This is a genomic window from Streptomyces sp. NPDC041129 (genome assembly GCF_055592265.1).
In genome coordinates this window covers 363,549-388,389 of the sequence record NZ_JBVIYV010000001.1, presented here as the reverse complement: position 1 = coordinate 388,389, position 24,841 = coordinate 363,549, and the positions used below count along the sequence as shown (strand labels likewise).

Below are 24,841 nucleotides of genomic sequence, written 5' to 3'. Positions count from 1 at the left end.
ATGATCATCTCTTCCGTACGACGACGAAATCGGCGAGCGCCGTGAAGGCGGCCCTCACCCGGTCGGGCATGTGGACGGCGTCGAGGGCCTCGACGGCGATCGTGTGCTGCCGGCGCGCCTCCCCGGCGGTCCACTCGCGGCCGCCTGCCTTGTCGATGAGGGCGGCCCGGGCCGCGAACTCCTCCTCGGAGAAGTTCGCGAAGTCGCTGCTCTTGGCGTCGGCGGCGAGGATCTCGCCGAGCCGTTCGGAGGCGTCGCCGCCCGCCGCGAGGGCGGCCACCACCGGCAGGGACTTCTTGCGCTGGCGCAGGTCGCTCCAGGTCTGCTTGCCGGTGGCCTCCGGGTCGCCCCAGATGCCGAGGAGGTCGTCGACGGCCTGGAAGGCGAGGCCGAGGTGGTAGCCGTAGCGCTCCAGCGCGTCGGCGGTGGCGTCGTCCGCGCCGCCGAGGACCGCGCCGATCGAGGAGGCACAGGCGAGCAGCGCGCCGGTCTTGTTGCCCTCCATCTCCAGGCACTCCTCGACGCTGACGCGGTCGCGGTGCTCGTAGGAGATGTCCTGCGCCTGACCGTCGATCAGGGCGCGGGTGGCGGTGGTCAGCCGGCGGGTGGCGCGGCCGGCCTCGACGGTGCCGAGCTCCAGCAGGACCTCGTTGCCGAGGGCGAACAGGGCGTCGCCGACCAGGATGGCCTGGGCGGGGCCGTGCACCTTCCAGACGGTGTCGCGGTGCCGGCGCTGCTCGTCGCCGTCCATCAGGTCGTCGTGCAGCAGCGAGAAGTTGTGGACGAGTTCGACGGCGACCGCGCCGGGGACGCCCACCTCGGGCGCGGCGCCGGTGACTTCGGCGGAGAGCACCGCGAGGGCGGGGCGGACGGCCTTGCCGCCGTCCCCGTCGGCCGGGTTGCCCGCGGCGTCGATCCAGCCGAAGTGGTAGGCGGCGACGGTGTCCATGGGCGGCGCCAGGCGGTCGACGGCGGCGCGCAGGACCGGGGTGGCCAGGGTGCGGCCGCGCTCCAGCAGCGCGGTCACGTCCACCGCGGTCCTCGGTTCGGCCGTCGAGGCGGGGGGCACAGTGGGCACAGTCTCTCCTGTTGTTGCGGTACCGGGGGTGCGGGGGCCCGCCGCGTATTGCTCGGTCATCAGGCCGCCTCCTCGAACGCGAAGAGGCGGGCGGGGCGGGGCCGGCCCAGGGCGCTCAGCGCGGCGTCGGCCGCGCTCACGCCACTGCGGACCGCACTCTCCATGGTCGCGGGCCACCCGGTGGCGGTCCACGCTCCGGCCAGGTACAGGCCGGGGGCCTTGGTGCGGGCGCCGGGCCGCAGCCGGCCGACGCCGAGGGTGGGGGCGAAGGTCGCCGTGCGCTCCCGGGTCACGAAGAAGTCCTTCACCACGGCGCCCCGCGTACCGGGGATCAGCCGCTCCAGCTCGGGCAGGTAGCGCTCACGGAGCACGGCGACCGGTTCGTCGATGTCGTCCCGCGCGGCCGACTGGGACACCGCCAGGTACTGGCCCTCGCGCAGCCCGGAGGCGTCGGTGCGGTCGAAGACCCACTGCACGCGGGTGCCGAGGGCGGCGAGGAAGGGCCGGGCGAGCACCGGGCGGTCGTAGACGACGTGCACGTTCAGGATGGGCGCGTTGCCGATCTCCAGCAGCCGCCCGGGGGCGTCGAGGGCGCCGGGCGGCAGCAGGTCGTGCGTCTCGCGCTGGGGGACGGCGAGGACGACCGCGTCGGCCCGGAGCGTCTCACCGGGAACCTGAACGCTCCAGCCCCCGTTCTCGTTGAGGAGGACGGAGGTGACGCGTGTACGGACTTCGGTACGGACGCCCGCGGAGTCGAGCGCCTTGCGGGCCAGCCGGTCGTGCAGTTCGCCCAGCGGGACACTGGCCCAGCCGATGTCGGCCGCGCCCGGGTCGGACAGCAGACCGGTCTTGAACACCATCGCGGCGAGCCCCAGGGAGGCGTCGCCCGCGACCGCGTTGAGGGTGGCGACCCCGACCAGGTCCCACAGGGCCTCGACGGCGCGCGCCGACTGGCCGTGCGCGGCCAGCCAGCCGCCGAAGTCCTGGGCGTCCAGGGCAGGATCGGCGAGGTCGAGCCCCTTGAGCGCGAGCGCGGCGCGCCCGACGGCGGCGCGCTCGGCGAGCGAGAGGTGCGGGTAGGTGGCCAGGCTGCGCCCCAGGTGGAGGGGGACGGGCAGCGGGTCGCGCCGCAGCCGGCCGAGACGTCTGCCCTCGGGCTTGGCGACGTCGACGACGGGCACGTCCAGGCGGTCCTGCAGCGGTGCCAGCGCCGTGCCCTCGATCCGGTCGAGGAACCAGCGGTAGGCGGTGCAGCAGCGCAGGTACACGTGCTGACCGTTGTCGACGGTCAACTCGCCGCGCTGGAAGGAGAAGGCGAGACCGCCCAGCCTGGGTCTGCCTTCGACGAGCGTGACGTCGACGCCCGCGTCGGCGAGCGCGAGCGCAGCGGTGACGCCGGCGAGACCGCCGCCGACGACGACGGCGGTGCGCCGCGCCGGGGCCTCCGGTGCCCGGGCACCGGCGTGCGCCTGTGCGGCGCGGGAGCCGTCGCTCATCCTGCGTCCTTCCGTGCGTGCCGGCCGTGCTGGATGAACGGTGCACGGCAGGCCGTCGCAGTCAGGGACGCCACGCCGCAGCGCGGGGTTGCCCGTCGCGCCGGACCGTCGGAGCCGGACGGTTCCCGGGAGCCCATCAGGCACGCCTCCTGACGGTCCGCCGGGAGACGTGCCGGGTGTCGAGGCCGGACAGTCCACGCACGGCGACGTAGGCCTTCTCGCGTCCGGGCAGCGAGACCCGACCGCGCAGCACGGCCTCGGGGTCGCGCTCGATGCGGTCCAGCAGCCGGCGGTAGATGCCGGCCATGGCCGCCACGCAGGCGCCGCTGCGCCGGTCGAGCATGGGGAGCAGCCGGTAGCCCTCGGCGAACAGGGCGCGGGCCCGCCGCACTTCGAAGTGCACGAGGCCGGCGAAGTCGGAGCCCGGCGGTGGAGTGGGCCCGTCGAACCCGGCCGAGCAGCCGAACTTGGCCAGGTCGTCGCCGGGCAGGTAGGTGCGCCCGCCCTGGGCGTCCTCGCGGACGTCCCGGAGGATGTTGGTGAGCTGGAGCGCGAGGCCGAGCGTGTCGGCGTACTCGGGGGCGCGCTCGGCGCCGCGCGCGCCCGGTTCCGTGCCGAAGACGCCGAGCGAGAGACGGCCGACGGCGCCGGCCACGCAGCGGCAGTAGACCTTCAGGTCGTCCCAGGTCTCGTAGGTCTCGCCGCGCACGTCCATCTGGACGCCGTCGATCAGCTCGTCCAGACCGCCGAGCGGGATCGGGAAGGCGCGCGCGGCATGGGCGAGGGCCACCGCCACCGGGTCGGTGTGGTCCTCCTCGACCTCGCCGGCGCGGATCCGGGTGAGCAGTTCCCGGGTGTCCTCGAGCCGCGCGACCTTCACCTCGCCCGGCAGGTCGCCGTCGCCGATGTCGTCGACGCGGCGGGAGAACGCGTACAGGGCGGACATGGCGCGCCGCTTGGGCGTCGGCAGCAGCCGGATGCCGTAGGCGAAGTTGCGGGCCTGCTGCCCGGTGACGGCCTCGCAGTAGCCGTAGGCGGCGAGTACCGGTGCGGACACGTGCGGCACAGACTCCACGGTCCGGATCACCCCTCTCCTCGCAGAGTCGCGCCCGCCTCACGCAGCAACTGGAGCTTGCCGGGCTTGGGCGGGCCGGGAAGGACGTCGTACTCGGCGGCGGCGATCGCCCGGACCGCCGCCCTTCCCCCCGCCACGAACCCCGCGAGCAGCAGCTTCAACCTGCCGTGGACGCTACCCACCAGGGGGGCGCCTTCATTCAGCAGATCGCGGGCGCGTTGTGCTTCGTATGCAACCAGGGCGCGCACCGAAGCGCTCGCGGTTTTCGCGGCGAGGTCGGTTTCCTGGACGTGGAAACGCTTCATGTCCTGGGCCGGCAGATAGATCCGGTCACGGCCGAGGTCCTCCGCGACGTCCTGGAGGTGCTCGACGATCTGCAGCGCGGTGCAGATCGCGTCCGACAGCCGGATCCGCTCGGGGGTCGCGGTGCCGGTGACGCCGAGGACGAGGCGGCCGACGGGGTTCGCGGACAGTTCGCAGTAGGCGAGGAGGTCGTCGTAGGTCTCGTAGCGCCGCACGAGCTGGTCCTGGCGGTTGGCGGCGATCAGGCCGAGGAACGGCTCGGGGGTGAGGGAGTGGCGGTGTGCGGTGGGCTGCAGGCGGCGCAGCAGCGGATGGCGCGGGGTGCCGTCGAAGACCCGGCGCAGATCGGCCTCGAAGGCGTCGAGCAGGACCAGCCGGTCACCGGCCTCGGCGGCCGGCACGCCGAGGGCGCGGGCGTCGGCGCCGCCGGGGGCCAGGTCGCCGTCGCCGATGTCATCCACCAGGCGGGCGAAGCCGTACACGGCCATGAGGTCGTCGCGCCAGGCGCGGGGCAGGAAGAAGGGGGCCACGGGGAAGTTCTCGGTCGCGGCCTTGTCCAGGGTGGCGCGCTCCAGGTCCGGCGCCGTGCGGGTTCCCCTCACCGCGGGCTGCCCGGGGCGTGGACGGCACATGCTGCGCTGAGCTGGGGAGTTTCCGTAGCCATTGCCGTCACATCTCCCGTTCTACACTGCCGATCCGATACACACTATTTCGGACACGCCGCCTGGCCCTCCGCGGGGCGGCCCGGCGGAGGGTGTCGCGCAATATCGCCCCACTTGCCGCTTTCCGGGACCGGTACAGCTTACGTTGTACAACGCAGCTTGGACCGCCAGGGTGTCCCGCGCATCACAACAACACACCGATTGCTGTCAAGATTCCTATGTCGTGCGCGAGTTGACGCTTCCTTTGCAGACGCAGGGCCCCGCCGGAGAGGTTCCGGGGGGCCCTGGCCGAAACGGATCGGGACTTACTTGCCCGTGAACTTCTCGTACTCCTTGAGGACCTCTTCGGTGGGTCCGTCCATGCGCAGCTCGCCGCGTTCCAGCCACAGGACGCGGTTGCAGGTGTCGCGGATGGACTTGTTGTTGTGGCTGACCAGGAAGACCGTCCCGGCCTCCTTGCGCAGTTCCCGGATCCGCGCCTCCGAGCGTTTCTGGAACTTGCGGTCACCGGTGGCCAGCGCCTCGTCGATCATGAGGACGTCGTGGTCCTTGGCGGCGGCGATGGAGAAGCGCAGCCGGGCCGCCATGCCGGAGGAGTAGGTCCGCATGGGCAGGGTGATGAAGTCGCCCTTCTCGTTGATGCCGGAGAAGTCGACGATGTCCTGGTAACGCTCCTTGACCTGCTCGCGGGACATGCCCATGGCGAGCCCGCCGAGGATGACGTTGCGCTCACCGGTGAGGTCGTTCATCAGTGCCGCGTTGACGCCGAGCAGCGAGGGCTGGCCGTCGGTGTAGACCTTGCCGCTCTCGGCGGGGAGCAGTCCGGCGATGGCACGCAGCAGCGTGGACTTGCCGGAGCCGTTGGATCCGATGAGGCCGATCGCCTCGCCGCGGCGGGCGACGAAGGAGACACCGCGCACCGCGTGCACCTTGCGCACGCCGCGCTCCCCGTCGTCAGAGCCGCGCTTGAGTATGCGGCTCAGGGCGGCGGTGGCACTGCCCTTGCCGGTCCTGGCGCCGTTGACCCGGTAGACGATGTGGAGCTCGTCCGCGATGACGGTCGGGCGCGGGTCCGGGGTGTCCTGCGGGTTGGTCTCAGCCACGGCCGTACCTCTCCTCCGCCTTCCAGAAGTACACGAAGCCGCCGGCGAAGACGACCACGGCCCAGAACAGGGCGATGGCCCACACGTGGGGCGGCAGGTTGGAGGAGCCGTACCCGTCGATCAGCGCGAAGCGCATCAGGTCCATGTAGACCGCGGCCGGGTTGACCTGCAGCAGCCGGACCACCCACTCGGGGCGGCCCTCCATCATCTTGCTGATGGAGAACATGACACCGGAGGCGTACATCCAGGTGCGCAGGACGAACGGCATCAGCTGGGCGAGGTCAGGGGTCTTGGCGCCCAGGCGGGCGACGATCAGCGCGAGACCGGTGTTGAACAGGAACTGCAGCACCAGCACCGGCACGATCAGCAGCCAGGACAGGCCCGGGTAGCTGCCGAACCCGATCGCCACGACGAACATCACGATCATCGAGAACAGCAGCTGCTGGAGCTGCTGCAGCGAGAAGGAGACGGGCAGCGAGGCGCGCGGGAAGTGCAGGGCGCGCACCAGGCCCAGGTTGCCGGAGATCGCGCGGACGCCGGTCATGACCGAGCTCTGCGTGAAGGTGAACACGAACACGCCCGTGACCAGGAACGGGATGTACACGTCCTGGGACATGCCGCGGCTCGCGTGCAGGATGACGCCGAAGATGAAGTAGTAGACCGCCGCGTTCAGCAGCGGGGTCGCCACCTGCCAGAGCTGGCCCAGCTTGGCCTGGCTGTACTGCGCGGTCAGCTTCGCCTGGGAGAAGGCGAGGATGAAGTGGCGGCGCCCCCAGAGCTGGCGCACGTACTCGGCGAGCGAGGGCCGGGCGCCGCTCACGGCGAGTCCGTACTTGGCGGCGAGCCCGGCCGCCGTCAGTCCCTCGTCGGGCGACGGGGCCGCGCTCACCGCGACTCCGGCGTCATGCGTTGTCTCACTCACGAGTGGAAGCTTTCGTCATCGAGTACGTCTTGCACGGTTGCGCCTTCAAGGGCGGCGGACCCGGCCGTGGGCGCGGGCCCGTACGGTCGAGCTTCTCAGATCACCGGGGGCCGGCCCAGTCGGGTCAGCCGCCACACCGTACGCCAGCGCATCGGGCGCCGGGGACCGCAGGGGCTGGTCCACCCCTCCTTGAAGCCGCCGAACCAGGCCTTCAGGGCCGGTCCCGAGGGCCGGCGCGCCAGCGTGAGCAGCAGCCAGACCCCGAGGTACACCGGGACCAGCAGGGCGGGGAGATTGCGGCGGGCCAGCCAGACCCGGTTGCGGGCGACCATGCGGTGGTACACCGCGTGCCGCGAGGGCGCGGTCGTCGGGTGGTAGAGCACCATGTCGGACCGGTAGTCGATCATCCAGCCCGCGTCGAGGGCCCGCCAGGCCAGGTCGGTCTCCTCGTGGGCGTAGAAGAACTCGTCCGGGAGGACCCCGGCGTCGGCGAGGACCTGGGTCCGGACGGCGTTGGCGCCGCCGAGGAAGGTGGTGACCCGGGAGGAGCGCATCGGGTCGGAGGCACGCAGCCGGGGCACGTGCCGGCGCTGGGTCTCGCCGGTCTCGGGGTCGGCGATGCGGAAGCTGATGATGCCGAGCTCCGGGTCGGCCGTGAAGGCCTCGCGGCACAGCTCGGCCGTGTCGTGGCGGGCCAGCAGGCCGTCGTCGTCCAGGAACAGCAATATGTCGACATCGCGACCGGCGGGCCCGAAGGCCTCTATGCCGACGTTGCGGCCGCCGGGGATGCCCAGGTTCTCGGGCAGCTCCACGGTCCGGACGCCCTCGGGGACGTCCGGGACGGGCGAGCCGTTGCCGACGACGACCACCTCGACGGGGTCGCCGTCCTGCTTGGCGACGGAGTCGAGCAGTGCCCGCAGCTCCTCGGGCCGGTTGCCCATGGTGATGATGACCGCGCCGACCTTCATGGCACTCACCTCAGCCTGCTGGACGCCAGGATGGACACCAGGTGCAGCACGGTCTGCAGCAGGGCGATGCCCGCGAGGACGGCGGTGCCGAGCCGGGTGAAGAACAGGTCGCCGTGGATCTGGTCGGCGATCGCCAGGACCAGGATCAGCAGCGCGGCCTCGATGCCGAGGATCAGCCGGTGGAACTTCAGCGCCGCGGCGGCCCGGCGGGCCAGCGCCATGCCGGAGGAGCGCGGCTCGGCCGCCGCGTCCTGGACCGGCGGCTTCCCGGCCTGGTGCCGGGCGACGCCGACCAGGTCGGTCTCGGCCTTGATCAGGATGGCGCCCAGCGCGGCGAGCGTGCCGAGGAAGGCCCACAGCCAGTCGATCCGGCCGCTGCCCCACAGATCGGCGGCGCGCAGCCCGAGGCCGACCAGGACGGCCGCGTCGGTGAGGTAGGCACCGACCCGGTCCAGGTAGACCCCGCTGAGCGAGTACTGCTGCTTCCAGCGGGCGACCTCGCCGTCGACGCAGTCCAGCAGCAGATAGAGCTGGGTGGCGACCACGCCGAGCACGGCGCCCGTGATCCCCGGCACCAGCAGCGCCGGGGCCGCGAGCACCCCGCACAGGGTCATCAGGTATGTGAGCTGGTTGGGCGTGACCCGGGTGTTCACCAGGTAGCGGTCGACGCGCAGGGACACCTCTCGCATGTAGAGGCGCCCTCCCCAGTGCTCACCGCTGCGCCGGTCCTTCACCCCGACGGGGTGGACGACCGGACGGAGTTCAGCTACCGATGGCCTTGACATAGTCGGCGTAGGTGTCCTTGATCTGGTTCGTCTTGAGGTCGAGGTGTTCGAGGATCGTGTAGCGGCCGGGCCTGGTCTCCGGAGCGAACTCCACGGCGCGGACGAACTCGTCCACCGAGAAGCCGATCTCCTCCGGCAGTACCGGAAGCCCGTGCCGGCGCAGGACGCGGGCCATGTACGCCGCCTCCTCGTGCGCTCCGCGCAGGTACATCGCGAAGGCGGCGCCGATGCCGCACTGCTCGCCGTGGGCGGCCGCCCGCTTCGGGTAGAGCAGGTCGAAGGCGTGGTTGATCTCGTGGCAGGCCCCGGAGGAGGGGCGGGAGTCGCCGGAGACGGACATGGCGATGCCGGTGAGGACGAGCGCCTCGGCCAGCACCTGCAGGAAGCCGTCGTCGCCGACGCCGCCGGGGTGCCTGAGCACCGACTCGCCGGCCTGCCGGGCCATGGCGGCGGCGAGACCGTCGATCTTCTCTCCGTTGACCCGGTTGGCCAGCTCCCAGTCCGCGACCGCGGAGATGTTGGAGATGGCGTCGCCGATACCGGAGCGCACGAAACGGACGGGCGCCTCACGGATCACGTTGAGGTCGATGACGACCGCGATCGGGTTCGGCACGCCGTACGAGCCGCGGCCCGCGTCGTTGTCGAGCGTCGCGACCGGCGAGCACAGACCGTCGTGCGCGAGGTTGGTGGCGACGGCGACCAGCGGCAGCCCGACGCGGGCGGCGGCGAACTTGGCGCAGTCGATGATCTTCCCGCCGCCGAGTCCGACGACGGCGTCGTAGTGGCCGGCCTTTATGTCGCTCGCCAGCCGGACCGCGTCGTCGATGGTGCCGCCGCCGACCTCGTACCAGGTGGCGCCGGGCAGCGACGGGGCGAGGCGCTCGCGCAGCCGGGCGCCCGAGCCGTTGCTGACGGCGACGGCGAGCCGGCCGGACTGCGAGATGCGCTCGTCGGCGAGGACCCCGGCCAGGTCGTCGAGGGCACCCGGGCGGATGTCCACGACGAGCGGCGAGGGGATCAGCCGGGTCAGTACTGGCACGCGATCTCCCGTCCGCGGGCGAGATCGTCGTGGTTGTCGATCTCCACCCACTGCACGTCGCCGATCGGCGCGACGTCGATCCTGAAGCCGCGGTTCACCAGCTCCTGGTAGCCGTGCTCGTAGAACTGCTGGGGGTCGGTCTCGAAGACCGTCTTCAGCGCGTCGGCCAGCTCGGGGGCCGCGTCGCCCTCGATGAGGGTGACGCCGATGTACTCACCGGTGGCCTCGGCGGGGTCCATCAGCTTGGTGATCTTCTGGACGCCCTTGGCGGGGTCCACGACGACCTTCATCTCCTCGTCCGCCAGGGACTTCACGGTGTCCAGCGCGAGGATGATCCGCTTGCCCTCGCCGCGGGCCGCGAGCAGCGTGCGCTCCACCGACACCGGGTGCACGGTGTCGCCGTTGGCGAGGATCACGCCGTCCTTGAGGGCGTCACGGCCGCACCACAGGGAGTAGGCGTTGTTCCACTCCTCGGCCTTGTCGTTGTCGATGAGGGTGAGCTTGAGGCCGTACTTCGCCTCGAGGGCCGCCTTGCGCTCGTACACGGCCTCCTTGCGGTAGCCGACGATGATCGCGACCTCGGTCAGGCCGATCTCGGCGAAGTTGCCGAGGGTGAGGTCCAGGACCGTCGGCTCGCCCTCTATGCCCGCGGGGCCCACCGGCACCAGAGCCTTGGGAAGGCTGTCGGTGTAGGGGCGCAGACGCCGTCCGGCGCCGGCCGCCAGCACGAGGCCGATCATGCGGGTTCTCCTTCGTCGTGTACGGCGGGCGCCCCTGCGGACACCCAGAAGCGGATGCTCTCGACGAGCACCAGCAGGGCGACGGCCACGGCGAGGACCGTGAGCGCGGCCTTGAACTGCGAGGCGGTGAGCGCCGCGGCCAGGACGGTGACGAGCAGCGTCCGCCCCTCCTGCCCCCCGATGGCGCGTACCAGCCAGGCCGGGGGTGCTCCGGCGTTGCCGCGGATGCGGTACACCGTGTCGTAGTGATGGTAGGCGACGGCCGCCACCAGCCCGAAAGCCGCGGGAAGGGCTCCGTTCACGTCCGCGTGGGCCGCCAGTACCAGCACGGTGCCGTACTCGGCGGCGCGGAACAGCGGCGGGAGCAGCCAGTCGAGGGCGCCCTTGAGGGGGCGGTACAGGGCCTGGCCGGCGGTGACGGCGTAGACGGCGGCACCGGCGACGGGCGCCCAGGCCACGCCGGAGAAGAGCGAGACGGCGAGTACGGCGGTGCCGGCCAGGGCCACCGGCAGCGGTGCGCCGAGGCGAACCCGGGTGGCACGTGCCACGTACGAGGCGAGCGGGCCGTTGTCGGCGAGGTCGGCGAGCGCCTGGGCCGCCCGGTCGGTGCGCCGCGCCTTGCGGGTCACCGAGCGCAGCACGCGGCCGGCCGTGGTGTACGTCGCGGCGAAGGCGCAGCCGGCGAGCAGCACGTAGAAGGTGATGCGCGGGGTGGTCACCGCGGTGAGGACGGCGATCATCGCCCAGCGCTCGCCGATCGGCAGGACGATCATCCGGCGCACCCAGACCGTCCAGCCGACGCTGTCCAGTTTGTCGGAGAGGGCGGCGGTGGGGCTGGTGTTGGCGGTGGCGTCGTGGTTTGCCTCGTTGAAGGAGAAGTCCACGACGTGCCGGCAGGTCTGCAGGATCATCGCGCCGAGCGCCAGGGCCCAGACGTCGTCTCCGCCGCGGGCCGCGCCGAGGGCGAGGCCGGCGTAGTAGGCGTACTCCTTGGCCCGGTCGAAGGTGGCGTCGAGCCAGGCGCCGAGCGTGGAGTACTTCAGGGCGTAGCGGGCGAGCTGGCCGTCGGTGCAGTCCAGCACGAACGAGGCGATCAGCAGGACGCCGGCCGCGACGAAGCCGGCCCGGGTGCCGGTCGCCGCGCAGCCCGCGGCTATCAGGGCGGTGAGCAGCGAGGCGGTGGTGACCTGGTTGGGGGTCAGGCCCCGGCGGGCGCACCAGCGGGCGATGTAGCGCGAGTACGGGCTGATGAAGAACGTGGTGAAGAAGCCGTCGCGGGACTTCACGGCCGACCTCAGGCGTACGGCCTCGTCGTCCACGGCGGCGACGGCCTGCCGCGCCTCGTTGCGGGCCTGCGGGTCGGCCGGGACGGCGGCGACCAGGCTGCCCAGCTCGGGGTGGTGCACACCGGCGTCGTCGGCGTCGAGCGCGCTGACGACGCGGTCGGCGACGGAGTCGGCGTCGAGCGCGCTCGGCTTCGCCGGCGCGGGGGCACCCCCGGCCGCGGTGCCGCCGCCCTCGGCGGTCTCGCGGGCCAGTGCCCGGGTCAGCGCCTGGCGGGCTTCCGGCTGGGCGGTGACGGCCCCGGGCACGGCGGCGAGCGGGAAGCGCGGGTCGGTGAGGCCGAGGCGCAGGGCGTGCGGGTGGCCGACGAAGCGGGCGTCGACCAGGGCCACGCGCCGTCCGGCGGGTACGGAGGCGAGCAGGGTCTTGGTCTCGGCGGCGTCAGCGGCCACGCGCACGTCGAAGCCGAGGGACCGCAGATCGTTCTCGAGTGACGATCCGGGGACCGGCTGACCGGTGACGATGGCGGTCGACAACCGAAACTCACTCCCTGGGTGCCGGCGCGGGAGGCGCCGGTCTTCTGCGTGGTGGGGCGCCCTTGCCTGCGGCACCCGGGCGGCATGTCGGCAGAGGCTATCGGATGGGCGGAAGCCCGTGTTCACCGGCCGTTCACGGCCCGGTCCACGGGGGCTGCCCGCTCCTTCGCCGCGATCATCATCGGGGATGCGAGGGCCGCCCCACAAACCGCAGGGCGCAGACCCGGGCATCCTCCGGCATCGCGGACACCTGCCCGGTTCGGCATAGGGTGGACGACCATGACCTGGCTGATCACCGGCGGAGCCGGATACATCGGGGCGCACGTGGCACGGGCCATGACCGGCGCCGGCGAGAGCGTCGTGGCGCTGGACGACCTGTCGGCGGCCGTGCCGGCGCGGCTCCCTGCGGGCGTCCCGCTCGTCGAGGGCTCGACGCTGGACGGGGACCTGCTCAAGAGGGTCTTCGCGGAGCACGGCGTGACGGGTGTGGTGCATCTCGCGGCGCGCAAGCAGGTCGCCGAGTCCGTGGCGCGGCCGACCCGCTACTACCGGGAGAACGTGGGCGGCCTGGCCACGCTGCTGGACGCGATCGCCGAGGCGGGGATCGACCGGCTGCTGTTCTCCTCGTCGGCGGCCGTGTACGGCAACCCGGACGTGGACCTGATCACCGAGGACACCCCCTGCGCTCCGGTGAACCCGTACGGCGAGACCAAGCTGGCCGGGGAGTGGCTGGTGCGGGCGGCCGGGCAGGCGCACGGGATCTCCACGGTGTGCCTGCGCTACTTCAACGTGGCTGGGGCGGCCGCGCCGGAACTCGCGGACACCGGCGTGTTCAACATCGTGCCGATGGTCTTCGACCGGCTCACCCGGGACGAGGCCCCGCGGATCTTCGGCGACGACTATCCGACTCCGGACGGCACGTGCGTGCGTGACTACATTCACGTCGCCGACCTCGCCGGGGCCCATCTGGCGGCGGCCCGCCGGCTCGACAGGGGGGACCACGCGGGCGACCTGACGCTGAACATCGGCCGCGGCGAGGGCGTCTCCGTGCGGGAGATGGTCACGGTCATCGGGGAGGTCACCGGCGACCGGCGGCCCGCGCTGGTGGAGGGGCGCCGCCCCGGGGACGCGCCGCGCGCGGTCGCCTCGGCCGAGCGGGCCGCGGAGACGCTCGGCTGGCGGGCCCGGCTCGGAGTGCGGGAGATGATCGAGTCGGCCTGGGCGGGCTGGCGGCTGCACCACGGCGACTGAGCCGGAGCACGGTCGCGAAGCAGCCGTACATCGCCTGACCTGCCGCTTGTTTGCGCAGGTCAGGCAGATGACAACGGTGTTCAGTGCCGCGTTGCCCGATACCCCCCACCCGTAGTTGACTGTCACCACGCGCGCAACACGGAAGGGTGGTCCTCTCATGGGGGCAGGGCACGACCACGGGCACGCGCACAGCCATGTGCCGCCCACGGGTACGGCCGCGGCCGCCTATCGCGGCCGGCTGCGGGTGGCACTGGGCATCACGCTCACGATCATGGTGGTGGAGATCGCCGGCGGTCTCCTCGCGGATTCGCTCGCGCTGATCGCGGACGCGGCCCACATGGCGACCGACGCGCTGGGCCTGGGCATGGCACTGCTCGCCATCCACTTCGCCAACCGCCCGCCGAGCACCAACCGCACCTTCGGCCTGGCCCGCGCCGAGATCCTCGCCGCCCTGGCCAACTGCCTGCTGCTGCTCGGCGTCGGCGGCTATGTGCTCTTCGAGGCGATTCAGCGGTTCCTCACGCCCGCGGACACCGAGGGCGGTCTGATGATCGTGTTCGGTCTGTTCGGCCTGGTCGCGAACTCGATCTCGCTCCTCCTGCTGATGCGCGGGCAGAAGGAGAGCCTGAACGTGCGCGGTGCCTTCCTGGAGGTGGCCGCGGACGCGCTGGGCTCGGTGGCGGTGCTGATCTCGGCGGCCGTGATCCTGACCACCGGCTGGCAGGCGGCCGACCCGATCGCCTCACTGGTCATCGGGCTGATGATCGTCCCGCGGACGGTGAAGCTGCTGCGCGAGACGCTGGACGTCCTGCTGGAGGCGGCCCCGAAGGACGTCGACATGGCCGAGGTGCGCTCGCACATCCTGGCGCTGGACGGCGTGGAGGACGTGCACGATCTGCACGCCTGGACGATCACGTCGGGCATGCCGGTGCTGTCCGCGCACGTGGTGGTCAGCTCGGAGGTGCTGAACGCCATCGGCCACGAGAAGATGCTGCACGAGCTCCAGGGCTGTCTCGGCCACCACTTCGACGTGGAGCACTGCACCTTCCAGCTCGAGCCGGGCGGGCACGCGGAGCACGAGGCGCGGCTGTGCCACTGACCGCGGACTCCTCGACGCCGTAGGCACTTGTGTTCGAGCCCGGCGGACGGTTCCCGGCGGGAGGCGCCGGGCACGATGAATCACCGGGGTCCCACTCGGGCACCGCCCCGCACAGGACATGCGGACGTGCAGGGAAGTGCCGGGAGTGCCGGATTCGTACGGCAGACTTGGGGCGCAAGACCGAGGCGAAGGATGGGTATGCCGATCACACCTGCCACCGAGACGCACAGCTCGTCGAACGGCACCGCAGAGGCGATTTTGCTGGAACTGGTCGACGAGAAGGGCGTGACGATCGGCACGGCGGAGAAGCTCGCCGCCCACCAGCCGCCGGGACAGCTGCACCGCGCGTTCTCCGTGTTCCTCTTCGACGAGCAGGGCCGGCTGCTGCTCCAGCAGCGGGCGCTCGGCAAGTACCACTCCCCCGGTGTGTGGTCCAACACCTGCTGCGGCCACCCGTACCCCGGTGAGGCGCCGTTCGCCGCGGCGGCCCGGCGGACCCACGAGGAGCTGGGGGTCTCGCCGTCGCTGCTGGCGGAGGCGGGCACGGTCCGCTACAACCACCCGGACCCGGCCTCGGGCCTGGTCGAGCAGGAGTTCAACCACCTGTTCGTGGGCATGGTGCAGGCACCGCTGGCGCCGGACCCCGAGGAGGTCGGCTCGACGGCCTTCGTGACGGCGTCCGAGCTGGCCGAGCGGCACGCCCGGGATCCGTTCTCGGCGTGGTTCATGACCGTGCTGGACGCGGCCCGCCCGGCGATCCGGGAACTGACGGGCCAGTCCGCGGGCTGGTAGGCGCTACGCCGGTGCCGCCGGCTTGAGCGGCAGGGCGGCCCAGATCACCTTGCCACCGCTCGCCGTGTGCTCCACGTCGACCGCCCCGCCCGCCTCCCGGGCCACCTCCCGCACCAGCAGCAGCCCCCGGCCGCCGGTCTGGCCGTGGTCGGCCTCCAGGGCGGTGGGCCGGTAGGGGTGGTTGTCCTCCACCGACACCCGCACCCACTCGGCGCCGACGGCCACCTCCACGGCGAGCATCGGCGACAGCAGCGCCGCGTGCCGGACCGCGTTCGTGACCAGCTCGGAGACGATCAGCAGCAGACCGTGCACCGTGTCGTCACCGACCGGTACGCCCTGCCTCAGCAGCAGATCCCGTACGGCGTGCCGGGCCTGCGGGACGGAGGCGTCCACGGCGGCCGCGGTGAACCGCCAGACTCCCTCGTACGGCAGTGGACCGGGCGGCCGCCCGGCGCCTTCCGCCGGGCGCGGGCCGCCGTCCCCACGCCCGTGGTCGTCCATCGCCCGGTCGCCGCCCTCGCGCTCGATTGTCACCACACGTCGAGTGTTGGTAACGACGCGCTCCACTCCTGCGGCCTGAACAGAAGTCAGCTGGTATCGAACGGTTCTGACCGGCTGCGTATGACACCGGCAGACGCGGGACTGTTCCTGTTCCTCCCGTGCAAGGTTCACGAACTATTCGGGTTGTACGGGTTTGGCGTGCGCCGCACGCCGCGACGCGCGCCGCGTCCGCCCGCCAACGCGCCCACCCGGCCGGGCGCCACGACGGGGTGGATAGCATCCGGGCTCATGGAGCCCCAGCTGTCGCACCAGGTCACCGACTCCGTCGCCACCGTGGTGATCCGTCATCCGGCCAAGCGCAACGCCATGACGGCCGCCATGTGGCGGGCCCTGCCGCCGTTGCTGGAGGAACTGGCGGGCGATCCCGGCGTGCGGGCCCTGGTGCTGACCGGCGAGGGCGGCACCTTCTGCGCGGGCGCCGACATCTCCACGCTCCAGGGTTCGCCGCTCGAGGCGCAGGGACTTGCCGTGGCGGCCGAGGAGGCCCTCGCCGCGTTCCCGGTGCCCACCCTCGCCGCGATCCGCGGCCACTGCGTGGGCGGCGGGTCCCAGCTCGCGGCCGCCTGTGATCTGCGGCTGGCGGAGGAGGGCGCCCTGTTCGGGGTGACACCGGCCCGGCTCGGGATCGTCTACCCTTCGTCGTCCACCCGGCGGCTGGTGTCGCTGGTGGGACCGGCCACCGCCAAGTACCTCCTCTTCACCGCCGAGTTGATGGACGCCGGACGGGCGCTGCGCACCGGGTTCGTGGACGAGGTGCTGCCCGAAGGCGAACTGGACAAGCGGGTCGCCGAGCTGACGCGTATCCTGGCGTCGCGTTCCCAGCTCACCCAGGCCGCCGCCAAGGAGTTCGCCGACGGCCGCACCGACCGGGACGCCCACTGGGCGGAGCAGGCGCGGGGCAGCGGCGACACCGCCGAGGGGGTCGCCGCGTTCCTGGAGCGCAGGCAGCCGCGCTTCACCTGGACTACCGCAGGATGAACCGGCTCCCCACGCGCAGCCTCTCCACCAGGTGCGCGGGGGCCTTGTGCGGGGATCCGGCGTCGTAGGGCGGCCGCGGATCGTACTCGGTGGCCAGCTGGACCGCCTGGGCGTGTTCGTCGCCCGCGATCCGGCCGAGCAGGGCGAGGCCCATGTCGATGCCGGCGGAGACGCCGGCGGCGGTGACGTACTTGCCGTCGAACACCACCCGTTCCTCCGCCGGCGCGGCGCCGAACCGCTCGAGCTGGTCCAGGGCCAGCCAGTGCGAGGTGGCGCGGCGGCCGTCCAGGAGTCCGGCGGCGGCCAGCAGCAGGGAGCCGGTGCACACCGAGGTGGTCCAGGTGCTGGTGGCGTCGGCGGCGCGCAGCCAGTCCAGCAGCGGCCCGTGTTCCATCAGCGCGCTCTGGCCCGGCCCGCCGGGCACGAGCACGACGTCGGGGCTGCGCACCTCGTCGAAGGAGCGGTCGGCGACGACCGCGAGCGCGCCGGTGTCGGTGCGGACAGGGCCGGGGTGCTCGGCGACGAAGACCGTCTCGGCGCCGGGGGCGCGGGAGAGGATCTCGTACGGCCCGACTGCGTCGAGGGCGGTGAACCGGTCGTAGACGACGACGGCGATCTGCATGGGGGTGTCCTTTCAGTTGACGGTGACGGGGCGGAACCGGCGCCGGTACTCGGCCGGGGCCGTGCCCAGCGCCCTGACGAACGCGCGCCGCATGGCCTCCGGGGTGCCGTAGCCGCTGGCGCGGGAGATCTCCTCGACGCCGTCGCAGGTGTCCTCCAGGAGCCGGCGGGCGTGTTCGAGCCGGACGCGGTCGACGTAGCGGCCGGGGGTCGTGCCGGTCTCCTCCCGGAAGGCGCGGGCGAAGTGGCGCGGCGAGAGCCGGGCGCGGGCGGCGAGCGACTCCACGCTCAGGTCGCCCGCGGGATGCTCGGTGATCCAGCGCTGGACCTCCCGCAGCGGGTCGCGGCGCGCGGTCTGGGCGGCGAGCTGGGCGCTGAACTGCGCCTGGTTGCCGGGCCGGCGCAGGAAGACCACCAGGTGCCGGGCGACGCTCAGCGCGACCTCCCGGTCGAGGTCCTCCTCCACCAGCGCAAGGGCCAGGTCGATGCCCGAGGTCACGCCCGCGGAGGTGGCGATGTGCCCGTCCCGTACATAGATCGGCTCGGGGTCCACCGTCACGGCCGGGTGGTCGCGGGCGAGCTTGTCGCAGTAGGCCCAGTGGGTGGTGGCCCGGCGGCCGTCGAGCAGGCCGGCGGCCGCGAGCAGGATCGCGCCGGTGCAGACGGACACAAGGCGCCGCGCGCGCGGGCCGTGCGCGCGCAGCCAGTCGGTCAGCCGCGGATCGGGGGTACGGGTGCCCTGCCCGCCCGGGATCAGCAGGGTGTCCGGGTCCGGTATCCCGGTGAGCGCCCCGTCGGGTACGAGGGCCAGCCCGCTGGAGGTGCGCACGGGGCCGCCGTCCAGGGAGGCGGTACGGACGCGGTAGGTCCCCGGAGCGTGCTGCTCGGCCCCGGCGAACACCTCCAAAGGGCCGGTGACGTCGAGGCTCTGCACGCCGTCGAACAGGACGAGGAGAACGGTGCGCTGCGGCATGCCCCGATTCTTCGCCGGTGCCGGCATGGCCGCAATGACGAGTTCCCCACCTTTTCTGCCATCGGTCGCGACTCGGCGGGCATGATCGGCGCCGCCCGTGGAACACGTGATCTTCCCGGGCACCGGGTCCGGGAAGAAGGGAGATGTTCCATGTTCCGTGCCATCGCAGACGTGTTGCGGCAGATCGGCGGGGCCATCGCGACGGTGGTCACGCTGCCGTTCCGGGCCCTGGCCCGCCTGTTCGGCGGGGCCTCGTCCTCCGCTCGCGGGAGCGGCGCCTGAGTTCCTGACCAGGCGGCCCGCCGCGTGTCGCCCTGGTCCCCGATTGTCGGCGTCACCTGCCACAATTGCCGCGCAACCTCAGTGGAGAAGGCGGTACGGGATCGTGACGACACCCCTCGTAGGGTCCATCGAAAGCAGGATCGCCGAGGAACTCGGCGTACGGGAGCGGCAGGTGAAGGCCGCGGTCGAACTGCTCGACGGCGGTTCGACGGTGCCCTTCATCGCCCGCTACCGCAAGGAAGCGACCGAGATGCTCGACGACGCGCAGCTGCGCACGCTCGAGGAGCGGCTGCGCTACCTGCGGGAGCTGGAGGAGCGTCGGACGGCGATCCTGGAGTCGGTGCGCGAGCAGGGCAAGCTCACCGAGGAGCTGGAGGCGCGGATCCGCGGCGCCGAGACCAAGGCGCGGCTGGAGGACATCTACCTCCCCTACAAGCCCAAGCGGCGCACCAAGGCGCAGATCGCCCGCGAGGCGGGTCTCGAGCCGCTCGCCGACGGGCTGCTGGGCGACCCGACGGTCGACCCGCAGGCGGCCGCCGCCGCGTTCGTCGACGCGGACAAGGGCGTCGCCGACACGCAGGCCGCGCTGGAGGGCGCGCGGGCCATCCTGACCGAGCGGTTCTCCGAGGACGCCGACCTGATCGGCGAGCTGCGCGAGCGCATGTGGGTGCGCGGGCGGCTGGCCGCCAAGGTGCGCGAGGGCAAGGAGGAGGCGGGCGCCAAGTTCGCCGACTACTTCGACTTCGCCGAGCCGTTCACCGAGCTGCCCTCGCACCGCGTTCTCGCCATGCTGCGCGGTGAGAAGGAGGAGGTCCTGGACCTCGTCCTGGAACCGGAGGAGGCCACCGAGGGGCCGTCCTCGTACGAGGGCGTCATCGCGCACCGCTTCGGCATCGCCGACCGCGGCCGCCCCGCCGACAAGTGGCTGAAGGACACGGTCCGCTGGGCCTGGCGCACCCGCGTCCTGGTCCACCTGGGCATCGACCTGCGGCTGCGGCTGCGGACGTCCGCCGAGGACGAGGCGGTGAACGTCTTCGCCGCGAACCTGCGCGACCTGCTGCTGGCCGCGCCGGCCGGCACGCGCGCGACGCTGGGCCTGGACCCGGGCTTCCGTACGGGCGTGAAGGTCGCCGTGGTGGACGCGACCGGCAAGGTCGTCGCCACGGACGTGATCCACCCGCACGTCCCGGCCAACAGGTGGGACGAGGCGATCGCCAAGCTGGCACGGCTCGCCGAGCGGCACGCGGTCGACCTGGTCGCCATCGGCAACGGCACGGCGTCCCGGGAGACCGACAGGCTCGCCGCCGAACTGATCGCGAAGCACCCGGAGCTGAAGCTCACCAAGGTCATGGTCTCGGAGGCGGGCGCGTCCGTGTACTCGGCCTCGAGCTACGCCTCGCAGGAACTGCCCGACATGGACGTGTCGCTGCGCGGCGCGGTGTCCATCGCGCGCCGTCTGCAGGATCCACTGGCGGAGCTGGTGAAGATCGACCCGAAGTCGATCGGGGTCGGCCAGTACCAGCACGACCTGTCCGAGGTGAAGCTGTCCCGATCGCTGGACGCGGTGGTCGAGGACTGTGTCAACGGTGTCGGCGTGGACGTCAACACGGCGTCGGTGCCGCTGCTCGCGCGGGTGTCGGGCGTCTCCGCCGGACTAGCCGAGAACATCGTCGCGCACCGCGACCAGAACGGCCCGTTCCGGTCCCGTGCGGAGCTGAAGAAGGTGCCGCGGCTCGGCCCCAAGGCGTACGAGCAGTGCGCGGGCTTCCTGCGCATCCGCGGCGGCGACGACCCGCTGGACTTCTCCAGCGTGCACCCGGAGTCGTACCCGGTGGTGCGGCGCATGGTGAAGACCTCGGGGCAGGACGTCGCGTCCCTCATCGGCAACACGGACGCGCTGCGCTCGCTGCGTCCCGCCGACTTCGTGGACGACACCTTCGGTCTGCCGACCGTCACGGACATCCTCAGGGAGCTGGAGAAGCCCGGCCGCGACCCGCGTCCGGCCTTCAAGACGGCCACCTTCAAGGAGGGCGTGGAGAAGATCTCCGACCTGTCCTCGGGGATGGTCCTGGAGGGCGTGGTCACGAACGTGGCCGCCTTCGGCGCGTTCGTGGACATCGGTGTCCACCAGGACGGTCTGGTGCATGTCTCGGCGATGTCGAAGACGTTCGTCAAGGACCCGCGGGACGTGGTGAAGCCTGGTGACATCGTCAAGGTGAAGGTCCTGGACGTGGACATCCCGCGCAAGCGGATCGCACTGACCCTGCGCCTGGACGACGAGGCCGCGCCCCAGGGCCAGGGCGGTGGCCGTCAGCAGCGCGGCGGCGGCGCCCGCCCGCCCCAGCAGCGGCAGGGCGGCCAGGGGCAGCGGCAGGGCCGCGGTGGCGGCGACCGGGGCGGCCGTCAGGCACCGGCTCCGGCCAACAGCGCGATGGCCGACGCGCTGCGCCGGGCGGGACTGGTGGACCCGAAGAACGGCCGCCGCTGACCGTCCCGGGGCCGGGGTCCTCGACCCCGGCCCCGGCCGCTGAGCGCGGCTAGGGCTGCTCGGTCAGCTTGCCCGCGGCGACCTCCAGGCGGCGGGTGACGCGGATCGCTTCCAGCATGCGGCGGTCGTGGGTGACCAGCAGGAGGGTGCCCTCGTAGGCGTCGAGGGCCGACTCGAGCTGTTCGATGGCGGGCAGGTCGAGGTGGTTCGTCGGCTCGTCCAGCACGAGGAGGTTGACGCCCCGGCCCTGGAGCAGCGCCAACGCGGCGCGGGTGCGTTCACCCGGGGACAGACTCGCCGCCGGGCGCAGCACATGATCGGACTTCAGCCCGAACTTGGCGAGCAGGGTACGGACCTCGGCCGGCTCGGTGTCGGGCACGGCCGCGCAGAAGGCGTCGAGCAGCGACTCGGGGCCGTGGAACAGCCGGCGGGCCTGGTCGACCTCGCCCACCAGGACGCCCGAGCCCAGGGCGGCGTGTCCGGAGTCCAGCGGGATCCGGCCCAGCAGCGCGCCGAGCAGGGTGGACTTGCCGGCGCCGTTGGCCCCGGTGACCGCCACCCGGTCCGCCCAGTCGATCTGGAGCGACACCGGTCCCAAGGTGAAGCCGCCGCGCCGGACCTCGGCGTCGCGCAGGGTCGCCACGACCGCTCCCGACCGCGGGGCGGCCGCGATCTCCATGCGCAGCTCCCACTCCTTGCGCGGCTCCTCGACGACCTCCAGGCGCTCGATCATGCGCTGGGTCTGCCGGGCCTTGGCGGCCTGCTTCTCGCTGGCCTCGCTGCGGAACTTGCGGCCGATCTTGTCGTTGTCGTTGCCGGCCTTGCGCCGGGCGTTCTTGACGCCCTTGTCCATCCAGGAACGCTGCATCTGGGCGCGGTCCTGGAGCGCGCCCCGCTTGTCGGCGTACTCCTCGTACTCCTCGCGGGCGTGCCGGCGGGCGACGTCGCGCTCCTCCAGGTAGGCCTCGTAGCCGCCGCCGTAGAGGTTGATCCGTCCCTGGGCCAGGTCCAGTTCGAGGACCTTGGTGACCGTGCGGGCTAGGAACTCGCGGTCGTGGCTGACGACCACCGTGCCCGCGCGCAGGCCGGTGACGAAGCGTTCCAGGCGTTCCAGGCCGTCCAGGTCCAGGTCGTTGGTGGGCTCGTCCAGGAGGAAGACGTCGTAGCGGGACAGCAGGAGGGAGGCGAGACCGGCGCGGGCCGCCTGGCCGCCGGACAGCGAGGTCATCGGCTGGTCCAGGTCGACGGCGAGGCCCAGCGAGTCGGCCACCTCTTCGGCGCGCTCCTCCAGGTCGGCGCCGCCGAGGCCGAGCCACCGCTCCAGGGCCGCCGCGTAGGCGTCGTCGGCGCCGGGTGCGCCGTCGACCAGTGCCTGGGTGGCCTCGTCCATCACCCGCTGTGCCTCGGCCACGCCGGTGCGGCGGGCCAGGAACTCCCGGACCGTCTCCCCCGGCCTGCGCTCCGGCTCCTGCGGCAGATGGCCGACGGACGCGGTCGGCGGGGAGAGCCGCAGTTCGCCCTGCTCGGGCGGGGTCAGGCCGGCGAGCATACGCAGGAGCGTGGACTTGCCGGCGCCGTTGACACCGACGAGACCGATCACGTCGCCCGGCGCGACGACGAGGTCGAGCCCGGCGAACAGGGAGCGGTCGCCGTGCCCGGCGGCGAGGTTCTTGGCGACGAGGGTGGCAGTCATCAGAGCGCCGATCCTAATCGCCCGGGACACCCCGCGTTCAGCGCGGTTCCCCGCGGTGCGGGGCGGCGGACCGCCGCTCACCTGCCCACCGGCCGCACCAGGACGCTCCCCGTGGTCCGGGCCACCACGAAGGACTCCCCCTTGACCGCTTCCGGGGCCAGCGGGACGCGGTGCCGGCCGGGCTCCAGGAGACCGTCGAAGACGTCCCGGGCGTGGGTGCGGTGCAGCCGGTCGAGGCGGTACGCGGTCACCCGGACCCGGCAGGCGGAGGTCACCTCGACGTCCGCGGTGCCTCCGGCGGCGGCCAGCGAGGTGAGCCGGCGCGGCAGCGGAGCGCGGTGCAGGGCCTGCTCGATCTGCGCGACGAGCAGCGGGACGATCGGGGCCAGGCCGTCCACCCGGGCGACCGCCACCCCGGCGCGCTCGAACGCGTCCATCACGCTGGCTCGTCGCGCCTCGCTCACGGCACGGCCGAAGGCGACCGCGCCGTAGCCGCGCAGTTCCTCGGCGGGGACGCCGTTGGCGTCCTGGGTGATGTCGGCGCCGATGCCGATGGTGCGCAGTGCGGCGGCCAGCCGGGCGAGCACGGCGACACGCGCCCCGATCAGCAGCACCCGGCGGCGGGCCGCGGGCGGGCCGCCGGTGTCCGCGACGAGAGAGGCCAGCGCGGCCCGGTACTCGGCGCCGCGGAAACGGAACGGCCCTATGCCGTGGTACCCGTTGAGTTCCAGGTCGGCGTGTTCACCGGTCTGCCAGGCGAAGTCCCGCCAGACGTAGTCCTCGCCGTCCCGCTCGATGACCGCGGTCACCGCGCCACAGGCCAGGTCCGCGCACTCGGGGCAGCCGTAGATCACGAACCGGCCGCCGGGGAGCGGGGGTTCGGTCTCCCTCAGCAGGCCGCGCACCTGCTCGGTGAAGATGGCCGGGGGGACGTCGGAGGCGAGCGGGGAGACGGCGTCGAGGTCGGAGAGCCGGAACAGCAGGGGACGGCCGTCGACGACGAAGTCCACGAAATCGCGGTGGGCCTCGTAGCCGCCGTCGGCGAGGACACCACCGGCGCGTGTCGCCGGTGCCAGGCCGAAGGTCGCGTATGCGGCAGACATGCTGTGAGTATTCCCACACCGGGACGCATGTGAGCGCTGCATGACATATTCGCCTAGCGTCTGGGTGTGAAGCGCGAGTCGAGTGACGAAGTGATCGTGGTCGGCGGCGGGATCGCCGGGCTGACGACTGCCGTGGTGCTGGCCGAGTCCGGGCGGCGGGTGCGGGTCTGGGCGCGCGAGCCCGCCGAACGCACGACCTCGGCGGTGGCCGGCGGGCTGTGGTGGCCGTACCGGATCGAGCCCGAACCGCTGGTCGGTGCCTGGGCGCTGGAGTCCCTCGCCGTGTACGAGGAACTGGCGGCCCGCCCCGGTGGGACGGGCGTACGCCTGGTCGAGGGCGTACACGCGGGGACGCGGCTGGACGAGCTGGGCGCGTGGGCCGGCCGGGTGCCGGGGCTGCGGGCGGTGCCCGAGGGGCTGGCGGCACGGCTGCCGGTGATCGACATGCCGGTCCATCTGGCGTGGCTGCGGGAGCGGTTGGCGAAGGCGGGCGGCACGGTCGAGGAGCGGGAGGTGACCGACCTGGCGGCCGTGCCCGCCGGTGCCGTGGTCAACTGCACCGGCCTGGGGTCCCGTTCGCTGGTGCCGGACCCGGCGGTGCGCCCGGTGCGCGGGCAGCTCGTGGTGGTGGAGAACCCGGGGATCCCGACCTGGTACACCTCCGTCGACCACTCCTCCGCCGCCTCCGCGTACTTCATCCCGCAGCCCGGTGTGCTGCTTCTCGGCGGTACGGCGGAGGAGGGCGACTGGTCGCTGGAACCGGATCCCGCGACCGCCGGGGCGATCGTCGCGCGGTGCGCGGAGATCCGGCCGGAGATCGCCGGTGCGCGGGTCCTGGCGCACCGGGTGGGTCTGCGGCCCGCCCGGGACGCGGTACGCCTGGAGCGGGAGTCGCTGCCGGACGGGCGGCCGCTGGTGCACAACTACGGCCACGGCGGGGCCGGGATCACGGTGGCCTGGGGGTGCGCCCGTGAGGCGGCCGGGCTGGTGACCGGCCCGGCCGCCTGAC

24 protein-coding genes are annotated in these 24,841 nt (G+C 72.7%); 7 read left to right on the top strand and 17 right to left on the bottom strand.

The window, feature by feature from the left end:
• Positions 1-4: 4 nt before the first annotated feature.
• From ACZ6B1_RS01670 to ACZ6B1_RS01615, 12 genes are all read right to left on the bottom strand, one after another.
• Positions 5-1,138: a polyprenyl synthetase family protein gene (locus ACZ6B1_RS01670; protein WP_468773938.1), complete on the bottom strand. Its 1,134-nt coding sequence runs from the start codon at positions 1,136-1,138 to the stop codon at positions 5-7.
• On the bottom strand, positions 1,138-2,574 hold the full coding sequence (gene hpnE, locus ACZ6B1_RS01665) for a hydroxysqualene dehydroxylase HpnE (protein ID WP_468773937.1): 1,437 nt from the start codon (positions 2,572-2,574) through the stop codon (positions 1,138-1,140). Before hpnE ends, ACZ6B1_RS01670 begins: the two co-directional genes overlap by 1 nt.
• The gene (locus ACZ6B1_RS01660) at positions 2,571-2,711 is read right to left on the bottom strand and encodes a DUF6380 family protein (protein ID WP_468773936.1); all 141 of its coding nucleotides are present in this window, start codon (positions 2,709-2,711) and stop codon (positions 2,571-2,573) included. The genes hpnE and ACZ6B1_RS01660 overlap by 4 nt, the downstream gene beginning before the upstream one ends.
• Positions 2,711-3,661 (bottom strand): presqualene diphosphate synthase HpnD, encoded by a 951-nt coding sequence (gene hpnD, locus ACZ6B1_RS01655; protein WP_468773935.1) that lies wholly within the window; start codon positions 3,659-3,661, stop codon positions 2,711-2,713. The genes ACZ6B1_RS01660 and hpnD overlap by 1 nt, the downstream gene beginning before the upstream one ends.
• The gene (gene hpnC / locus ACZ6B1_RS01650; protein ID WP_468773934.1) at positions 3,658-4,584 is read right to left on the bottom strand and encodes a squalene synthase HpnC; all 927 of its coding nucleotides are present in this window, start codon (positions 4,582-4,584) and stop codon (positions 3,658-3,660) included. The genes hpnD and hpnC overlap by 4 nt, the downstream gene beginning before the upstream one ends.
• 335 nt (positions 4,585-4,919) lie before the next feature.
• A complete protein-coding gene (locus tag ACZ6B1_RS01645; RefSeq protein WP_468773933.1) occupies positions 4,920-5,717 on the bottom strand; it encodes an ABC transporter ATP-binding protein in 798 nt (265 codons plus the stop codon).
• Positions 5,710-6,639, bottom strand: coding sequence for an ABC transporter permease (locus tag ACZ6B1_RS01640; protein ID WP_468773932.1), 930 nt, complete (start codon positions 6,637-6,639; stop codon positions 5,710-5,712). Before ACZ6B1_RS01640 ends, ACZ6B1_RS01645 begins: the two co-directional genes overlap by 8 nt.
• Before the next feature lie 95 nt (positions 6,640-6,734).
• Entirely contained in the window at positions 6,735-7,607 is an 873-nt protein-coding gene (locus ACZ6B1_RS01635; RefSeq protein WP_468773931.1) for a glycosyltransferase family 2 protein, read from the bottom strand.
• A 5-nt stretch (positions 7,608-7,612) separates the two neighbouring features.
• Positions 7,613-8,392 (bottom strand): CDP-alcohol phosphatidyltransferase family protein, encoded by a 780-nt coding sequence (locus ACZ6B1_RS01630; protein WP_468773930.1) that lies wholly within the window; start codon positions 8,390-8,392, stop codon positions 7,613-7,615.
• Positions 8,370-9,431, bottom strand: coding sequence for an iron-containing alcohol dehydrogenase family protein (locus tag ACZ6B1_RS01625; protein WP_390056137.1), 1,062 nt, complete (start codon positions 9,429-9,431; stop codon positions 8,370-8,372). Before ACZ6B1_RS01625 ends, ACZ6B1_RS01630 begins: the two co-directional genes overlap by 23 nt.
• Complete coding sequence (locus ACZ6B1_RS01620; protein WP_468773929.1) at positions 9,419-10,171, bottom strand: phosphocholine cytidylyltransferase family protein; 753 nt, start codon at positions 10,169-10,171, stop codon at positions 9,419-9,421. Before ACZ6B1_RS01620 ends, ACZ6B1_RS01625 begins: the two co-directional genes overlap by 13 nt.
• The gene (locus tag ACZ6B1_RS01615; RefSeq protein WP_468773928.1) at positions 10,168-11,991 is read right to left on the bottom strand and encodes a DUF5941 domain-containing protein; all 1,824 of its coding nucleotides are present in this window, start codon (positions 11,989-11,991) and stop codon (positions 10,168-10,170) included. The genes ACZ6B1_RS01620 and ACZ6B1_RS01615 overlap by 4 nt, the downstream gene beginning before the upstream one ends.
• 279 nt (positions 11,992-12,270) lie before the next feature.
• Between ACZ6B1_RS01615 and galE the strand changes: the two genes are divergently transcribed.
• From galE to idi, 3 genes are all read left to right on the top strand, one after another.
• The gene (gene galE, locus ACZ6B1_RS01610) at positions 12,271-13,242 is read left to right on the top strand and encodes a UDP-glucose 4-epimerase GalE (RefSeq protein ID WP_468773927.1); all 972 of its coding nucleotides are present in this window, start codon (positions 12,271-12,273) and stop codon (positions 13,240-13,242) included.
• Between the two features lie 157 nt (positions 13,243-13,399).
• Positions 13,400-14,341 carry a cation diffusion facilitator family transporter gene (locus ACZ6B1_RS01605; protein WP_468773926.1) on the top strand — a complete coding sequence of 314 codons (942 nt, stop codon included), beginning with the start codon at positions 13,400-13,402 and terminating at the stop codon, positions 14,339-14,341.
• Between the two features lie 198 nt (positions 14,342-14,539).
• Positions 14,540-15,133 (top strand): isopentenyl-diphosphate Delta-isomerase, encoded by a 594-nt coding sequence (idi, locus tag ACZ6B1_RS01600; RefSeq protein WP_468773925.1) that lies wholly within the window; start codon positions 14,540-14,542, stop codon positions 15,131-15,133.
• Between the two features lie 3 nt (positions 15,134-15,136).
• Here idi and ACZ6B1_RS01595 read toward each other — a convergent pair whose 3' ends face one another.
• Complete coding sequence (locus ACZ6B1_RS01595; protein WP_468775994.1) at positions 15,137-15,634, bottom strand: ATP-binding protein; 498 nt, start codon at positions 15,632-15,634, stop codon at positions 15,137-15,139.
• 288 nt (positions 15,635-15,922) lie between these two features.
• On the opposite strand from ACZ6B1_RS01595, the gene ACZ6B1_RS01590 reads away from it, so the two are divergent.
• The gene (locus ACZ6B1_RS01590) at positions 15,923-16,672 is read left to right on the top strand and encodes an enoyl-CoA hydratase/isomerase family protein (RefSeq protein WP_468773924.1); all 750 of its coding nucleotides are present in this window, start codon (positions 15,923-15,925) and stop codon (positions 16,670-16,672) included.
• On the opposite strand, the gene ACZ6B1_RS01585 is transcribed toward ACZ6B1_RS01590, so the two are convergent.
• Together ACZ6B1_RS01585 and ACZ6B1_RS01580 are read right to left on the bottom strand one after the other, a co-directional pair.
• Positions 16,659-17,294, bottom strand: coding sequence for a DJ-1/PfpI family protein (locus ACZ6B1_RS01585; RefSeq protein WP_468773923.1), 636 nt, complete (start codon positions 17,292-17,294; stop codon positions 16,659-16,661). The two genes, ACZ6B1_RS01590 and ACZ6B1_RS01585, sit on opposite strands and share 14 nt — an antisense overlap.
• Positions 17,295-17,306: 12 nt before the next feature.
• Entirely contained in the window at positions 17,307-18,266 is a 960-nt protein-coding gene (locus tag ACZ6B1_RS01580) for a GlxA family transcriptional regulator (RefSeq protein ID WP_468773922.1), read from the bottom strand.
• Between the two features lie 150 nt (positions 18,267-18,416).
• Between ACZ6B1_RS01580 and ACZ6B1_RS01575 the strand changes: the two genes are divergently transcribed.
• Both ACZ6B1_RS01575 and ACZ6B1_RS01570 read left to right on the top strand, forming a co-directional pair.
• Positions 18,417-18,548, top strand: coding sequence for an LPFR motif small protein (locus ACZ6B1_RS01575; protein WP_351668260.1), 132 nt, complete (start codon positions 18,417-18,419; stop codon positions 18,546-18,548).
• Positions 18,549-18,651: 103 nt separating this feature from the next.
• Positions 18,652-21,036, top strand: coding sequence for a Tex family protein (locus tag ACZ6B1_RS01570; RefSeq protein WP_468773921.1), 2,385 nt, complete (start codon positions 18,652-18,654; stop codon positions 21,034-21,036).
• 49 nt (positions 21,037-21,085) lie between these two features.
• On the opposite strand, the gene ACZ6B1_RS01565 is transcribed toward ACZ6B1_RS01570, so the two are convergent.
• Both ACZ6B1_RS01565 and ACZ6B1_RS01560 read right to left on the bottom strand, forming a co-directional pair.
• Positions 21,086-22,729 carry an ABC-F family ATP-binding cassette domain-containing protein gene (locus tag ACZ6B1_RS01565; protein WP_468773920.1) on the bottom strand — a complete coding sequence of 548 codons (1,644 nt, stop codon included), beginning with the start codon at positions 22,727-22,729 and terminating at the stop codon, positions 21,086-21,088.
• 77 nt (positions 22,730-22,806) lie between these two features.
• Positions 22,807-23,832: an oxidoreductase gene (locus ACZ6B1_RS01560; RefSeq protein ID WP_468773919.1), complete on the bottom strand. Its 1,026-nt coding sequence runs from the start codon at positions 23,830-23,832 to the stop codon at positions 22,807-22,809.
• Positions 23,833-23,922: 90 nt separating this feature from the next.
• Here ACZ6B1_RS01560 and ACZ6B1_RS01555 point away from each other — a divergent pair, with 90 nt between their 5' ends.
• On the top strand, positions 23,923-24,840 hold the full coding sequence (locus ACZ6B1_RS01555) for an FAD-dependent oxidoreductase (RefSeq protein WP_468775993.1): 918 nt from the start codon (positions 23,923-23,925) through the stop codon (positions 24,838-24,840).
• Position 24,841: the final 1 nt, after the last annotated feature.

Excerpts from the sequence above, each read along its gene's own strand:
- ACZ6B1_RS01670 (WP_468773938.1), bottom strand. The coding sequence starts at position 1,138 with ATGACCGAGCAATACGCGGCGGGCCCCCGCACCCCCGGTACCGCAACA.
- idi (WP_468773925.1), top strand. The coding sequence starts at position 14,540 with ATGCCGATCACACCTGCCACCGAGACGCACAGCTCGTCGAACGGCACC.
- ACZ6B1_RS01590 (WP_468773924.1), top strand. The coding sequence starts at position 15,923 with ATGGAGCCCCAGCTGTCGCACCAGGTCACCGACTCCGTCGCCACCGTG.
- ACZ6B1_RS01575 (WP_351668260.1), top strand. The coding sequence starts at position 18,417 with ATGTTCCGTGCCATCGCAGACGTGTTGCGGCAGATCGGCGGGGCCATC.
- hpnC (WP_468773934.1), bottom strand. The coding sequence starts at position 4,584 with ATGTGCCGTCCACGCCCCGGGCAGCCCGCGGTGAGGGGAACCCGCACG.
- ACZ6B1_RS01630 (WP_468773930.1), bottom strand. The coding sequence starts at position 8,392 with ATGTCAAGGCCATCGGTAGCTGAACTCCGTCCGGTCGTCCACCCCGTC.
- galE (WP_468773927.1), top strand. The coding sequence starts at position 12,271 with ATGACCTGGCTGATCACCGGCGGAGCCGGATACATCGGGGCGCACGTG.
- ACZ6B1_RS01580 (WP_468773922.1), bottom strand. The coding sequence starts at position 18,266 with ATGCCGCAGCGCACCGTTCTCCTCGTCCTGTTCGACGGCGTGCAGAGC.
- ACZ6B1_RS01565 (WP_468773920.1), bottom strand. The coding sequence starts at position 22,729 with ATGACTGCCACCCTCGTCGCCAAGAACCTCGCCGCCGGGCACGGCGAC.
- ACZ6B1_RS01560 (WP_468773919.1), bottom strand. The coding sequence starts at position 23,832 with ATGTCTGCCGCATACGCGACCTTCGGCCTGGCACCGGCGACACGCGCC.
- ACZ6B1_RS01620 (WP_468773929.1), bottom strand. The coding sequence starts at position 10,171 with ATGATCGGCCTCGTGCTGGCGGCCGGCGCCGGACGGCGTCTGCGCCCC.
- ACZ6B1_RS01660 (WP_468773936.1), bottom strand. The coding sequence starts at position 2,711 with ATGGGCTCCCGGGAACCGTCCGGCTCCGACGGTCCGGCGCGACGGGCA.
- hpnE (WP_468773937.1), bottom strand. The coding sequence starts at position 2,574 with ATGAGCGACGGCTCCCGCGCCGCACAGGCGCACGCCGGTGCCCGGGCA.
- ACZ6B1_RS01605 (WP_468773926.1), top strand. The coding sequence starts at position 13,400 with ATGGGGGCAGGGCACGACCACGGGCACGCGCACAGCCATGTGCCGCCC.
- ACZ6B1_RS01635 (WP_468773931.1), bottom strand. The coding sequence starts at position 7,607 with ATGAAGGTCGGCGCGGTCATCATCACCATGGGCAACCGGCCCGAGGAG.
- ACZ6B1_RS01585 (WP_468773923.1), bottom strand. The coding sequence starts at position 17,294 with ATGCAGATCGCCGTCGTCGTCTACGACCGGTTCACCGCCCTCGACGCA.
- ACZ6B1_RS01595 (WP_468775994.1), bottom strand. The coding sequence starts at position 15,634 with ATGGACGACCACGGGCGTGGGGACGGCGGCCCGCGCCCGGCGGAAGGC.